The organism is Novosphingobium sp. CF614 (assembly GCF_900113255.1).
Taxonomy (GTDB): domain Bacteria; phylum Pseudomonadota; class Alphaproteobacteria; order Sphingomonadales; family Sphingomonadaceae; genus Novosphingobium.
Map to the genome: position 1 here is coordinate 21,943 of NZ_FOOR01000020.1, position 13,627 is coordinate 35,569.

Annotated in this window: 15 protein-coding genes; 10 read left to right on the plus strand and 5 right to left on the minus strand. The window is 61.8% G+C overall.

Annotated features, from left to right (window positions below):
* Positions 1-2 precede the first annotated feature (2 nt).
* Complete coding sequence (locus tag BM052_RS16050) at positions 3-3,767, plus strand: conjugal transfer protein TraG N-terminal domain-containing protein (RefSeq protein ID WP_091148578.1); 3,765 nt, start codon at positions 3-5, stop codon at positions 3,765-3,767.
* Here BM052_RS16050 and BM052_RS16055 read toward each other — a convergent pair.
* Positions 3,764-4,237 carry a hypothetical protein gene (locus BM052_RS16055; protein WP_091148525.1) on the minus strand — a complete coding sequence of 158 codons (474 nt, stop codon included), beginning with the start codon at positions 4,235-4,237 and terminating at the stop codon, positions 3,764-3,766. The genes BM052_RS16050 and BM052_RS16055 overlap by 4 nt on opposite strands.
* Before the next feature lie 114 nt (positions 4,238-4,351).
* Here BM052_RS16055 and BM052_RS16060 point away from each other — a divergent pair, with 114 nt between their 5' ends.
* The 7 genes from BM052_RS16060 (at position 4,352) to BM052_RS16090 (ending at position 8,270) form a co-directional block, all read left to right on the plus strand.
* Positions 4,352-4,996 (plus strand): hypothetical protein, encoded by a 645-nt coding sequence (locus tag BM052_RS16060; RefSeq protein WP_091148527.1) that lies wholly within the window; start codon positions 4,352-4,354, stop codon positions 4,994-4,996.
* 42 nt (positions 4,997-5,038) lie between these two features.
* On the plus strand, positions 5,039-5,563 hold the full coding sequence (locus BM052_RS16065; protein WP_255406202.1) for an RES family NAD+ phosphorylase: 525 nt from the start codon (positions 5,039-5,041) through the stop codon (positions 5,561-5,563).
* A gap of 120 nt (positions 5,564-5,683) precedes the next feature.
* Entirely contained in the window at positions 5,684-5,980 is a 297-nt protein-coding gene (locus BM052_RS16070) for a type II toxin-antitoxin system Phd/YefM family antitoxin (RefSeq protein WP_091148530.1), read from the plus strand.
* Positions 5,977-6,429 (plus strand): type II toxin-antitoxin system VapC family toxin, encoded by a 453-nt coding sequence (locus BM052_RS16075; RefSeq protein ID WP_091148531.1) that lies wholly within the window; start codon positions 5,977-5,979, stop codon positions 6,427-6,429. Before BM052_RS16070 ends, BM052_RS16075 begins: the two co-directional genes overlap by 4 nt.
* Before the next feature lie 19 nt (positions 6,430-6,448).
* Positions 6,449-7,363: a HEPN domain-containing protein gene (locus BM052_RS16080; protein ID WP_091148533.1), complete on the plus strand. Its 915-nt coding sequence runs from the start codon at positions 6,449-6,451 to the stop codon at positions 7,361-7,363.
* Between the two features lie 43 nt (positions 7,364-7,406).
* On the plus strand, positions 7,407-7,682 hold the full coding sequence (locus BM052_RS16085; RefSeq protein WP_091148535.1) for an HU family DNA-binding protein: 276 nt from the start codon (positions 7,407-7,409) through the stop codon (positions 7,680-7,682).
* Positions 7,683-7,883: 201 nt separating this feature from the next.
* Positions 7,884-8,270: a hypothetical protein gene (locus BM052_RS16090; protein WP_091148537.1), complete on the plus strand. Its 387-nt coding sequence runs from the start codon at positions 7,884-7,886 to the stop codon at positions 8,268-8,270.
* Between the two features lie 38 nt (positions 8,271-8,308).
* On the opposite strand, the gene BM052_RS16095 is transcribed toward BM052_RS16090, so the two are convergent.
* From BM052_RS16095 to BM052_RS16105, 4 genes are all read right to left on the minus strand, one after another.
* Positions 8,309-8,614, minus strand: a complete 306-nt coding sequence (locus BM052_RS16095) for a helix-turn-helix domain-containing protein (RefSeq protein ID WP_091148538.1) — start codon at positions 8,612-8,614, stop codon at positions 8,309-8,311.
* A 404-nt stretch (positions 8,615-9,018) separates the two neighbouring features.
* Complete coding sequence (locus BM052_RS16100; protein WP_091148540.1) at positions 9,019-9,603, minus strand: RNA polymerase sigma factor; 585 nt, start codon at positions 9,601-9,603, stop codon at positions 9,019-9,021.
* A gap of 232 nt (positions 9,604-9,835) precedes the next feature.
* On the minus strand, positions 9,836-10,327 hold the full coding sequence (locus BM052_RS19615; RefSeq protein ID WP_143084867.1) for a hypothetical protein: 492 nt from the start codon (positions 10,325-10,327) through the stop codon (positions 9,836-9,838).
* 500 nt (positions 10,328-10,827) lie between these two features.
* Positions 10,828-12,213 (minus strand): aminotransferase-like domain-containing protein, encoded by a 1,386-nt coding sequence (locus BM052_RS16105; RefSeq protein ID WP_255406203.1) that lies wholly within the window; start codon positions 12,211-12,213, stop codon positions 10,828-10,830.
* Between the two features lie 344 nt (positions 12,214-12,557).
* Here BM052_RS16105 and BM052_RS16110 point away from each other — a divergent pair, with 344 nt between their 5' ends.
* Both BM052_RS16110 and BM052_RS16115 read left to right on the plus strand, forming a co-directional pair.
* On the plus strand, positions 12,558-13,040 hold the full coding sequence (locus BM052_RS16110; RefSeq protein WP_091148542.1) for an MSMEG_0572/Sll0783 family nitrogen starvation response protein: 483 nt from the start codon (positions 12,558-12,560) through the stop codon (positions 13,038-13,040).
* A gap of 51 nt (positions 13,041-13,091) precedes the next feature.
* Positions 13,092-13,601, plus strand: a complete 510-nt coding sequence (locus BM052_RS16115; RefSeq protein WP_091148543.1) for a DUF1097 domain-containing protein — start codon at positions 13,092-13,094, stop codon at positions 13,599-13,601.
* Positions 13,602-13,627 lie beyond the last annotated feature (26 nt).

A 13,627-nucleotide genomic window follows, 5' to 3' on the forward strand; every position in this document is an offset into this window, starting at 1 on the left:
AGATGCGTCGGCTTCCGAGGCTATTTGCCGCCCTTCCCGCCCTCCTTCTCGCTTCTCCCGCCTTTGCGGTCGATACGAGCTTCCACACCTATGACGGCTTTGCTGAAACGGTCGACGCCTTCCGTCTCGTCTCGATGATCTTCGGCGATGCGCGCTACGAAACCCTGGTGATGATCGTCGCGACGGTCGGAATCGGCCTCGGCGCAATCATCGCCAGCGTCCGAGGTACTGGCATGGGACTGGTCGCTTTTGGCTTCCAGATCCTGATCGGCGTCGGGCTATTTGTCGGGCTTGTCGCTACAACCGGCACGGTTCATGTCTATGACCGCGTCCGCAACGCCTATCAACCGGTCGGTGGCGTTCCCAACCTCCTCGTGCTCGTCGCCGGGGCGACCAATATGATCGAACGGGCGATGGTCGAGACGATCGACGACAACACGCTCGATCCCAATGCCAAGATCGAGTTCGGCGCCGGCGGGCACAGCTTCGACCTGTTCCTGAACGCCGTCTCTCCGCGCGGTCCGATGACCGACGTTTTCCTGGATGCGACGATCAAGGACTATGTGCGCCAATGCTATCCCGTGGCGCGGGTATCGGCGGCCTATGGCGTCGACGACGATCAGCTCTTTCGAACCTCGACGGACCTGCCCGCCTCCTTTGCGGCAATGGCTGGGCCAGCCACTTTCTCGACGGTCTATACCGAAGCGGACAAGGGCGGCACGACGGTCAGTTGCACGGAGGCGTGGACGCATATCTCGGATCGACTGTCGGATCCGGTCCTGTTCGACGGCTACGCCAACCAGATCTGCGCGCGGACGGGATACGACACCGGCAATGCCCAGCAGATGACGCGCTGCCGGCAGCAGCTCGGCGAAATGGGCCAGATGATGCTGGGCCGGCCGCTGAGCGCGCAGGCCTTCCTGACCCACATCCTGCTCGGCAACACGGTGGGCGATGTGCTGTTCGAGGATTCACCAGCGAGCGCGGCGCGAGTCATGGCCAATCGGGCGGTGATCTCCAACGGGCTTGCCACCATGTCGGTCGCGAACGAATGGATGCCGACGATCCGCGCCACGGTATTCGGCATCATGCTGTTCATGATCCCGATCGCGCTCCTGTTCATCCTGACGCCGATCAATCTGCGGGTCGCGAGTTTTGCGCTGGGCATGTTCGTCTTCGTGGCGCTCTGGGGCGTGATAGATGCCGGCATCTATCAGTTGACGCTCGGCCGCGCGACGGCGACCCTCGCGGAGCTGCGCTCGAACGCACTTGCGGCCAATGCCTGGCTCCTCGCGCCTTCGGCGGCGATGAAGGCGCTAGCGATCTTCGGCAGCTTCCGCACGGCCGCGGCCGGGCTTGCCGGCGCGTTCGTCTTTACCGTGTTCCGCTTCAGCGGCAATGTGTTCACGGCCTTCACGTCGGGCTCGCTTGGCATCGCCAGTCAGGGCACTGCCGCCGCCGCGCCAATGGGAACAGCCGAGGGACAAGCGTCGGCGCTGGAAGCGCAGGCCTCGGCATTGGGCACCCGTTCCCGCGCCGCGACGGCATCGAGCTTCGGTGACTTCGGGGAACGATCGACCTTTGGTGCCAGTCGCATCTTCGGCGAGGCAGGCCATATTCTTGGCGAGCGACCCGGCACCTCGGGTGGGACGGCAATGGCGCTCGGCGGCATCGAGGGCGCTCGTCAGCTTGGGAGCCTTGCACCGGCCTTGGCCGGCCGCGACCTCGCCGATCCAGCGGTTGCGCGCGCCGTTCAAGCCAATGCCGCTACCACCGCGATCCATCAATTCGCTGAGAAGGATGCGCTCAGGAGCTTGGGTAATGGCTATTTTGGCCAAGGCGAGACCGGCGAGAGGACGTTCGCGGCCTTCACCCAGAACCTCGTGCAATGGCGCGCGTTCGGCGACCAGCGGGCATACGGTATGATGATGCAGGGGGCGACGCGACATTTCGAGCGCGCGGGCTATTCGGCGAGCGATGCGCAGCTCAAGGCCTCAGGCGTGATCGGGGAGGCCCAGGCCGATCCCACCTTCGCCAAGCTCATCGCCAACACGTTCGACCAGGAGCAGATGCTGAGGAATGACCTTACGTCAGCGCAGGTCCAGGTCGGCGCGATGGAAGGACGGCGGGACTATGCCGGCAACAACGTCGCGGGCGTCGAGCGCGCGAACGTCGCAACCGAACAGGCGTGGCGCAGCGGCGGCAACCAGGGGCAGCGCGAGGCAGCCTCGATGCTCGGTCTTTCCGTCGACGAAACCTCCCGGCGTGCCGGCTTTATCAACGCGCTCTCCGGCGAAGCCCGCAGTACCGCCATCACGCAGCTCTCCCGCGCCACGGGCAGGAACGAGGCACAGGTCATGGCGGCGCTCGAGCGCTACAATGCTGCGGTGCAGGTCGGCACCGCCGATGGTGCCAGCGCCGAGGCTGCCCGCGAAGGCACGAGCGTCTATGGCCGGACCAGCGAGGCGGCCGGCTATGATTTTGCCGAGCGTTCCGGCAGACTCGATGCGCAGCGTGAGGTTGGAACCAGCGGTACACGCGGAGCAGCTCGCATCGGCGAGCAGCGGCGGCAGTCGGAGAATTTCGGGTTTGCGGAAGGCGCGGCCGCGGCCGGCGTTTCGACACGCGAAGCGGCGCGCCTTGACAGTTTCATCCAGGCCCTGAGCCGCACGGCGGGTAATCAGGTCGACATGGCCGAAGGCGGTGCGGCCGGCATCGCCGATCGCGCGCGCAACGAGCGTCTGACCTCGATCGTTGACCGGGAGCGCCTGACCCGGATGCAAAGCCTGCTCGCCGAAAACGGCATCAAGCTCACAAAGCGGCAAATCGCGATGGACCAGAATGGCGATCTCAGCCTCAATCTGACGCCTGAGACGGCGGCTGGCATGTGGAAGGCCGGCCTCATCAACGAGAGCCAGCTCGGCGCGATCGCGAATGGCGGGCGTGCCCGCTTCAGCTTCGCGCACAACGATCTCCTCGTCTCCAGTGGCACCGACTACAGCCGGTCGGCCCGTAGCGATACCAGCACCCGGTTTGAAGCCGGCAAGCAGGCGGGACCGGATACGATCGAGCATTTCATGGGCAGCGGTGCCGAAGGCCAGGCGATGCTCGCCAGCTGGCTGCGCGGTGGCTTCGAGATGGATCGCAAGGGGGAATGGCGCCTGAAGCCGCAGGTCGCCGACACTCTCCAACGCGATGTGCAGGCGATTATGGCCCAGACTGGATGGCAAAGAACTCTGTCTCGTTCAGCCGCTGATCAGACGACAATGGGAACCACGGTTGGGCTCGAAATTGGGAGAACGATATCTACCTCAGATAGTGAAACCACGAGCGATAGCACGCGGTCTGGCAAAGGACGGCAAAGAGGGCCTACCCACACGACTAGCAAAGGAAGAACAACAGCAGGTCGATTTGGTGGCGATGTAGGTTTTCGGAGCACGGATCAGGGATCCACTACCGAAGCCGCGCAATCCACGATGGACATTGTGAACTTCGACGTCCGGGAATCGATTGCTGCCGCTGAGCGTGCCGCAGCGCGCTCCGGCGATCCCGCAACAACCTTCTCCCGTGAGCTGTCAAACCGTATCTTGGGGAACGAAGGCATGCGCAATCGCTACCTTCAGGATGCTGACAACGGGCGCGCCACCTTTGATATCACCGGTCCGCTCACCTCGCTGGAGCAAAACTCTGTTCTCTCCAAGGGCAGTTTCTCGACGGACATTGCCGGCAGTCCTGGGGACGGAGACAGTAACTTCAAGAAGCGCTAACGGTGCTTGCCCGTATGGGGATCAACGTAGCCTGGATTCAGCGGGTTTAAAGGGTTGCCGATCCAAAATGGCCCAGATCGAGGGTCGGACGGATCGGCGAAGGCGCGCGATCTCTTCACCATCCGCTCATGTTCTTCCCAAACACGCTGTCTCTCAGTTTCGGCCTCCTCATCGGACAGCGGCCTTCCCTCACCCTGTCCCACAAAGTTGTCGAGACGCTCCCTGACATAGCCGACGCCCAGCACCATCAGCGCCGTCATCGGGAAGAAAAGGACATTCAGATAGCCTGCGAGCGCGCCTCGATAAAACGGCTCAAGGAAATCGGCGCGCGTCGATGCCGCCATTCCCAGCCACCAGACGGGAATGGTCACCCACCACAGCTTGGCGTACCATGGCCGCCAGAGCCAGGCCGACAGCTTCGGTTCGCCGGCAACACTCTCGGTCTGGTGTTCGTCGATGGCCGCTACCACGGAGAAATCCTTTCGGTTTCCCCTAACATATCGGGCACAGATCGTCACCAGAAAACAGTGGACGGAACTTGTCTTTCCTGTCGGACACTCTATTGTAGAGACAGGAAGGACATCATGGCCAGCACCGTTCCCATCAATGCCCGTCGCACGCGAACCCGGTCACGCTCAGGCGGACATATCGCCGCCAGTGACACGCTGCGCCGACGAGCGATCGACGTGTTGACCCAAGCCATTGCCAAGGCCGTCGCGTCCGCGAGTGACGAGACGCTGGCTGATATTGTCGGCAGCGAAGCGGACCCACGGCACGCCCTGAGCGTCGCGGGGCGCGACATTGCGCCGAGGTCCACAGCTGATTTCGAGGCGATGAGGAGTGCGCGCGAGAAGACAGCGATGTTTCGCGCCGACATGGCCGCCAGGTCGGGAGGCATGCTGGAACGGGGGGACGTCGCAGCGATGTTCGGTGTCACGCCGGCCGCGATCGACAAGCAACGTCAGCGTCGGCAAATCCTCGGCGTCCCCTATGGAACGGAGATCCGTTACCCCGCCGCGCAGTTCGTCGACGGCGAGGTGCTGCAGGGCCTCAAGGCAGTGCTGGAAGCATTCGATGACATGAATCCCTGGGAGCAGCTTATGATGCTCACAACGCCACTCGAGGGGTTCGGAGCGCAGCCCGAGACGATCTTGCAAACGCTGGCCAGACGGCCTGAGCCCAAGGTATTGAAGCAGCTTGCGGGGCTTGCGGCGGGCTGGGCGGCCTGACCTTCTGTGCCAACCATTCGACTGAGACGGATCGATGCCGGCGTGCGTCTTCATCGCATCCACCGGACCGGCCACGATCCGATCTACTTCGGACCCGCCGGCGACATACCGCAATCGCGCTATGACTCGCCGGACGGCAGCTACAAGGTTCTGTATGCTGCCCGGACTCTCGAGACGGCCTTCGGCGAAACCCTTGTTCGCGCGCCGGAGACTCCGCACATCCTTTCCACGATGGTCGAGGCCCGGGTGCGCAGCGAAATCGTGACGGCAAGGTCGCTCAGACTCTATCCGCTGGTCGATGCTGGCGTCTCTGCGCACGGCCTGTCCTTCACGGACCTTCATGGAATCGATTATCGACGAAGCTGGGCAGTCAGCGCCGAGATTCACGCCACGACCGCCGCGGATGGAATCCTGTATTCTTCCCGGTTCGACAACCAGCGCTGCGTTGCACTCTTCGATCGAGCTGCGGATGCAATCACCAGGACGGCGACGACCAGCGTCGCGATCGGAGCCGCGGAAGCGAAAGCCCTTGCCCATCATTTTGGGAAGCTGTTCGTCGAACCATGACCGGAACAGCTCTCGCGAGCCGCTACCTTCAAATGCGGCATGCAACGTCACGGAACTCGATTTGCTTGCAGAGTGGAGCGCGACCGGTTATATCTGACTAGCTAGTCAGGAGTATGCGCAATGGGCACTGCCACTCGCAAAGGCGTGCGCGACAAGTCTGCCTCAGGCGGCACCTGGAAACTCGAGGATGCCAAGGCCCGGTTCAGCGAGGTTGTCAGGCGTGCCCAGAGCGAGGGACCGCAGCGCGTCACTGTCCGCGGCCGGGAGGCCGTGGTGGTGATGAGCATTGATGAACTCGACCGACTTCTGCCCAAGGATGCGGGCAAGCCTGCCTTCGTTCCGTTCCTCGAGAGCCTCGGACTCGATGGTCTCGACCTTGAACGCGAGATCGACCGCGGGCGGGACGTGCCTTTGTGAAAGGCTGGCTGCTGGACACCCATATCGTATCTGCGTTGGCGGACCCGAACGGTGCGCCCAGCGTCAAGGCGTGGGCAACGGCGCAACCCGAGCACCGGATGTTCCTGAGCGTCCTGGCACTTGCGGAGTATGATAAGGGCATCCACAATCTCGAGCCGGACCATCCAGATCGTTCGCGCTATATCGCTGCCCGCGACGCCCTCGCTGAACGCTTCAACGATCGGCTCCTCTCCGTCGACGATGCGATCGTCTATCGCTGGGGCGCAATTTCGGGTGAGGTAAAGCGGCGGATCGGGCAGTCCCCGCCAGTGATCGACACGCTGCTCGCCGCAACTGCGATCGAACATGACCTCTTCCTTGTGACGCGAAACATCAAGGATGCACGGCAAAGCGGCGCCGTGATCTTCAATCCATGGGAAGACGATCCAACCCGTTTCCCTCTCACCTGACGCGAATGACGATGAGACGATGAAAACCGAACTCGATCACCTTCCGGCAAACAAGCGACGCGAACTCGATCGGGTCGTCCAGATCCTCTTCGAGGAGTTCGAGGATGCGCATGGCGATCCGACCGGCGCTCGGAAGCTCGGCCGCATCCTCAAGATCATTCTCTACGGCTCCTATGCGACCGGGCGCTGGGTGCACGAGCCTCATACCAAGAGAGGCTATCGATCGGATTTCGACCTGCTCATCATCGTCAACCAGAAAGAACTGACGGTCTGGACTGAATATTGGGAGAAGGCGGCCGAGCGCCTCGACCGGGAGACCATGATCCTCAACCGGTTGCGCACACCCGTCAATTTCATCGTTCATACCCTCCAAGAGGTGAATGACGGTCTGGCCCATGGCCGATATTTCTTCATGGACGTCGCGCGCGACGGCATCGCGCTGTATCAGGTCGATAACAGCGAACTGCCCAAGCCCAGGCCCAAGACGCCGCAACAAGCCTATGACATGGCGAAGGAATATTTCGACAAGTGGCTCGGCCTCGCCGTATCGGCGCGGATGCTTTATCAGTTTGCCTACGACAACAAGCAGTTTCCCGACGCCGCCTATAACCTTCAGCAAGCGTGCGAACGCCTCTATTACTGCGTTCTGCTCGTCTACACCTTTTACACACCCTACAGCCACAATATCAAATTTCTCCGGACGCGCGCTGAAACGCTATCTGCGCGGCTGGTCGAAGCTTGGCCGAGGGAGACCCGCAGGCAGGAAGCGTATTTCAACAAGCTCAAAGACGCCTATGTGAAAGCCAGACACGCCGAGCATTTCAAAATGACGGAGGAGGAATTCACATACCTCGCCGAGCGCATTGAGGTGCTCGGCACCATCGTCAACGAACTTTGCCAGGAAAGGTTGGCAGAGCTGCGCGCCGAGCTATAGGCGCTTTGCTCTATATTCAGACAAGAATTGCAGGAGGAAATGAATGAACAACAGCGACTTGGCCGAAAAGCTGGCAACGGTGATCGACGTCACAAAGGCTGACGCCCGCAGGGCGGTTGATACGGTCTTTGCCACAATCGCGGAATCCGCCTCGAACGGCGAGGAAATCTCGCTCAATGGCTTCGGCAAGTTCAAGGTCAAAGACACGCCGGCGCGGGAGGGACGCAATCCATCTACGGGCGCTACCATCCAGATCGCCGCGTCGAAGAAGCTCACCTTCGCGCCCGCCAAGGCGATCAAGGATAAGCTGAACGGCTGAATTCCTGACGACCGGCGATTGATAAATCGCCGGTCAAAGCCGTCATACGACCTCGTCGTCTTCGCGAACCTTGAGCATTCCCCTTACCGCGCCGTATCATGGTAAGCATGAAAGAAGCACTGCAGGCGTCCTATCGCGCTTGCCGCCAAAGCTGCCCATGTCCAACGAACGGCATTAGGGGTTTCTATCCCGGAGAAGGTGATGGCAACTGACGATATACCCGATGCCGCTGCGCGGCGGCTCGCGCTGGCCCTGGTTGAGAATTGCTTACGCAATTCCAAACTGGAGGATCTCCATGCTGGCACGACCCCAGGAACTGCGGTCGGCGACTTTAGCGACGTGAAAGTGGTTACGCCCTTTGGTGACATCCCATGGAACCAGCTTTCGCGGATCACCGACGAGGAAATGAAGGCGCTCATGATCGAGGTGGTCAACAAGGTCTATACCTTCATCATTCACATGGAGGATCTGGTCTCCCTGCGGGATTCCGCCCGCTGGAAACGCCCAGAGCACGACGCGGCTCTCCTCCAAATAGCCCTTCAGCGTGCGACCGAACGCAATGGCGAGGAAGCTGGGGAGCGACCCTGATTGAGCTTGTGGGACAGAGCCGCCAACCCGCCTGTACATTACGCGGCCTGTCGATGGGCAAGCGCCTTGCGCCGCCATCTCGCTGGCGTTGTTTCCGTGGCTTTGACGAAGGCATTCGTAAAATGCGCCTGATCGGAGAATCCGCATTCGAGCGCGATCTGCGCGAGAGGCAGGCTACTGCCGGTCAGCAGCCGCTTTGCGTGCGAGATCCGCTGTTGCACGAACCAGGCATAGGGGGCGATTCCTACCGTATTGGAGAAAGCCCTGACGAAATAGCTGAGGGACAGTCGGCAGAGGCGGGCGATCTCGGCGATGGATATAGCCTCCGCGAGGTGTCCGCTCATCGTGCGTGTCGCAAGACTCACTTGCCACGGCGCCAGGGTGGGGCGGCCGTCCGAGGGACCGCGGCTGCCTTTCGCACGGCGCCTCGGTTTAGGGCCGTCAACTGAGCGATCATCATTGCGTCGCAACGGCGCACCAGGAGTTGCGTCCGCGGTCAAGCGTGCAAAGTCGCCACGGCGACCCCCTCGGGTTGCAAGGCAGTTGGTCTGCGCCGGGAATCTCAGCGCACCGCCTCTTGGACCACCACCGTCGGCGGCGAGCCTCGGCCCGCCCATCCCAAGGAGGAGGTCATGATATTCCCGAAAAGAGGACACCCCGCCCAGCCGAAAGGCGCCCATTTTTTTGCAAAACGCAGGCTCGACCGTCCCGGAACTCGCCATGCAATCATCAGCGTGCCCGTTGGCTGCTAGCGCGAAGGGCGTTTGGGACGACGCAGGACACGCCTGAGATACGTCTCCGCCTTCGACAGTTCCTTTTGCACGGATCGTAGATGCAGGCCGAACTCGGCAGCAATCTCAGCCTGGGATTTTTCATCCCGCCATCTGGCCAGGAAGATCATGCGGCGTTTCGATGGCAAGGTGTGCAGTGCCGCCAATGCACGATCCATTTCATTGGAAGCAAGGGCGACCCTCTCGGGGTCTGGATCGTCAGCGGGGAATTCGAGAAGAGTTGCCTCACTCGCAGCGGTCATGCGCCGTTCCCTGCGGCGCCGGTTGGCAGCCAGGTTGATTGCCATTCGGTAAAGATAGGATCGGGGGCTGCGAAGGTCGCCGATATTCGGCTCTGCCCTGAGCTTTATATAGGCGTCATGCAGAGCATCTTCCGCGGCTTCACGGGAACGCAAATGGGAAGAAAGCCGGTCCAACAGATGGGAATATTCCGCCTCCAGAGCCGCCAGAAGTCGGGCAGCAGGTGCTGGACCGGATCCTTCCACTGGCGGATCAGCCTCGCCGGCCCCATCGGGATTACGCGCGGGCTCACCTTCAGTCATCGGTAATCCGAGCATTCAGTTGCAAATCCGCCTTGGGATCAGTCACGAAGCTTCGCGAATGATCTGCCCTTCGGCCAGGATTTGATTCTACGAACAATCGGTCCCGCACGACGGCCACACACTTCAGAAGCTATGGATATGCGTCAACTCAGTCGCACAATGCTCTACACGACATGGAAGCAGTTTGATCAACTGAGGGCGGGGGACTTCGTTTGCAGCTTGCATGAAGCGTTCACAATGGTTGCCTGAACTCGGCCTTAACGTCCATTGGATGCCCTGATCCGGAACGGGCACAACCCACGGCTCCCTGAAAGCTCAGCATTGCTGCGGCTGACGGGATGTCCACATATATCTGATCAGTACGTTGAATGACCGTTAACGGCGCGGCCTGCCCCGCCTGAACAAGCGCGCCCGGCGTTAAGGTCGACCCACCGATCCGGCCTAAAATCGCGGCGCGAACACGTACGGAGCCCAGATTGACTGCAGCCGCCCGCGCGGCGGCACGCTGTGTAGCGGTTTCTTCCAGCGCAAAATTGGCGGCGACGTCGGAATTTTCCTCATCCTCGCGACTGACTGCATTACGCTGGGCGAGATAGCTATTGCGCTCAGCGTGCGCTCCGGTCGAGGCAATTATCGCGACGGCCTTGGCGAGATTGCCGCGCGCGACATTACGGATCGGGTCGGAGCGCTGGCGGCGGCTTGTCGGGCTTCTTTCAGCTTGCATGAGCAATAGCTACCACGCCTGATCTGGTAGGTGAACATACGCTCCTCTTTATTTTGCGCCGAGGAGCGACGTGCGATATCCGGTGACGGCACTACCCGCCTCTGAAACGGCTACGTAGTCGGCTTGAAATATTTGATTTCCCATATGATTACGCGACGTTTGGAGTTATGCTAGGGGTCCGCTATCCATGCCTCCGGTGCGTGGAGGGTCGGCGGCCACCGTAAAGCACGCTTCGTAACGTGAACAATCGATCAGGTAAGTGCGCGAGGAAGGTCTCCTTCCATCAGCAATTGGGGGCATCCAGACAGCTCCTACTACCGCGTGGACCGCACGAATGGATCTATCTCTTTTACAGCGCTTTCCGAAACGACAAATGATCCCATTTGCCTGGCAATCGCTCCCGCCGTCGTCACGCCGTGGCGTCCTGAAACTGCCGTGATCGCATCACCGATGTGCTCGACGTTTGGGCCAGACCCTCAGATGGCATCGGGCAGATGGCATCAGGCAAAGCCCGGCCCCGTCTCGGTTTCGTGCTCCAGGACATGGCTGAGGAAATCGAGCGCGGAACTGACTTCGGCGCGGCTCAACACCCCGCCCAGCGATACGCGCACCGCTTCGACCGGCTGGGACCCCACGGTGAAGGCATCGCTTACCACGATACTGATATCCGAAGAACGCATGCGCGCCGCGAAGGCCGAGCGCTGCCACGGCTGGGGCAAGGCCATCCAGAGATGGAAGGCTTCGGGATGCGTCACATAGCTTCCGGCGGGCAGCAGTTCGGTGACGAGCTTTTGCCGGGCGGCGATTTCCTTGCGCAGGGCCTCGACAATGGCGACCGCGGTACCATCCTCGATCCACAGGGTTGAGAGCGCGGTGGTCAACGGTGAGGCCATCACGGTCGTCGTGCGCATAAGCGCCGATATTGGCCACATCCGGCGCTGATCGGGCGCGACCACGTAAGCGATCCGCAGGCCCGCGCCGACGCATTTGGACAAGCTGGCGACGTAATAGGTGATGTCGGGCGCCAGCGTGGCGAAGGCCGGTATCGGCCGGCGCAGTAGCGCCCCGTAGGCATCGTCCTCGATGATGGTGACGTCATGCGCGCGGGCCACCGCGATCGTCGCCAGCCGCCGGGCTTCGGGCATGGTAGACGTCGTGGGGTTCAATAGCGTCGGGTTGAGATAGAGCGCCTTGGGGCGATGCTCGCGGCACAGTTCCTCGAAGGCGGCGGGATCGATGCCCTCATCGTCGAGCGGGATCCCGACCAGCGCCAGGCCCAGCCGCCCGGCAATGGCCTTGATGCCGGGATACGTCAGCGCCTCGCACAGCAGCGTATCGCCCGGACTGGTCAGCACCTGCAGGATCGACTGAAACGCCACATGCGTGCCAGGGCAGATCTGCAAGCGTTCAGGGTCGACGTCCACCCCGCGCAGCCGCAGGAAGCGGGTCGCCACCTCGCGCTGCTGATACGTGCCGCCGAAGGCCTGGTAGCGCAGCAGCGTGGGAAGATCGTTGCCCACCTTCAGCATGCCCGACTGCATCCGGTCGTAGAGTGAGCGGTCCTCGGGCTCGGGCGCGACGTTCATGGTGAGGTCGACGATCGCGGGCCGCGCCGCCGCGCGCGGGCGGCGGGGCTGGCCGATGACGAAAGTGCCCTGGCCAACCCGCGATTCGATCAGCCCGCGCTTCTGTGCCTCGACATAGCCGCGCGCCACCGTCGTGAAATTGATGCCCAGCCGGTCGGCCAGTTCGCGCTGCGGCGGCAACCGGTCGGAGACGTGGAGCCGACCGTCGCGGACGTCCTGGGCGATGGCATCCGCGATCGCACGATAATGTGGCTTGCCGTGCCGTTCCAGATCCGGGGTCCAGTCCGCAATTGTCGCCATAGGGGTGCCTCCGGAGCCGAGCCATAGAGTGCAATCAATATGCGGTCAATATGGGGACGCCTGCTTAAATTGATCCGTCCTCCTTTGTGCGTAGCAATCGCGAAGGAATTGAATGATTCGGGCCGGTATTGACTGCTTCACTGGAATGGTCCGGCGAATGTTCCACGACATGGCAGCACAACCTCCACCATTGGTCGCTTAAATCATTCGGTTCATCTCGCAACATAGCGGCAATTGAACGCATTCATTGCTGCAGTTGCGAGCGCGTTATTGACCGTTTTTTATGTTTCCATCACGCTTGCCCCAGCCGAATTGAAGGCCATCCAATCAACAGGAGCAAGCCAATGCCAAGCGTGACCGCGCCCGCCCACAACAAGGGCGATTTCTTCGTCGATTATGAGCAGAAGGTCTTCGAGGACGTGAAGGCCGGACCAGGCGAAAAGGCGCTGGTGACCTTCCACACCGTGGCGTTCGAGGGCTCCATCGGCCTCGTCAACATGCTCCAGGCGACCCGGCTACAGCGCAAGGGTTTCGAGACTTCGGTGCTGCTCTACGGCCCCGGTGTTACGCTGGGCGTACAGCGCGGATTTCCGACCCTGGGCGACGAGGCGTTCCCCGGCCATCTCGCGGTCAACAACCAGATCGAGAAGTTCATGGCCGAGGGCGGCAAGGTCTATGCCTGCCGCTTCGCCCTGCAGGCGCTCTACGGCCACGGCGAGCCCTCGCTGATCCCCGGCATCACCCCGATCGCGCCGCAGGACGTGCTCGATATCATCCTGCTCCACCGCAAGGACGATGCCTTCATGCTCCACACCTGGACGCTCTGACCGGAGATTCGCCGAACCTACAACACCAACCCAACAACAGGGGGAACTGACATGAAGCTCGTCACTGCACTTGCCGTCGCCATTGGTCTGCTCGGATTCGTCGCCACCTGGCTGTTCGTCGGACCCGCGGCCGTCGTCGGTCCGCAAATCTGGGCGGCGTTCATTGCCTGGGCCAGCTTCTTCAGTGCAGGCGGCACCAAGGATGCTCTCGTCAAGTCGCTTGCCGCGAACATCTGGGGTGTCGCCTGGGCGACCATTGCCCTCATCCTGGTCGGCCAGTTCGGCAGCGGAGGCGTGCCGGTGGTTGCGGCCATTGTCGGGGCGACATGCCTGGTGATGATCCTCGGCGCCCACTTGCCGCTGCTCGGGGTGATCCCCGCGATGGTCTACGGCTACGCGGCGACCGCAGCCTTCGGGCTGCTGAAATCGGCTTCCGGGCTCGACTTCGCGTTCGGCAGCGGGCCGTTCACGACGATCGCCTCCTCGATGATCGTCGGCGCGGGCTTCGGCTACCTTTCGGGGGAAATCGCCGGCCGTCTCGCAAAGCCGCAAGCGGCCTGATCCAGACAGTTTCGGGGAAGACACAA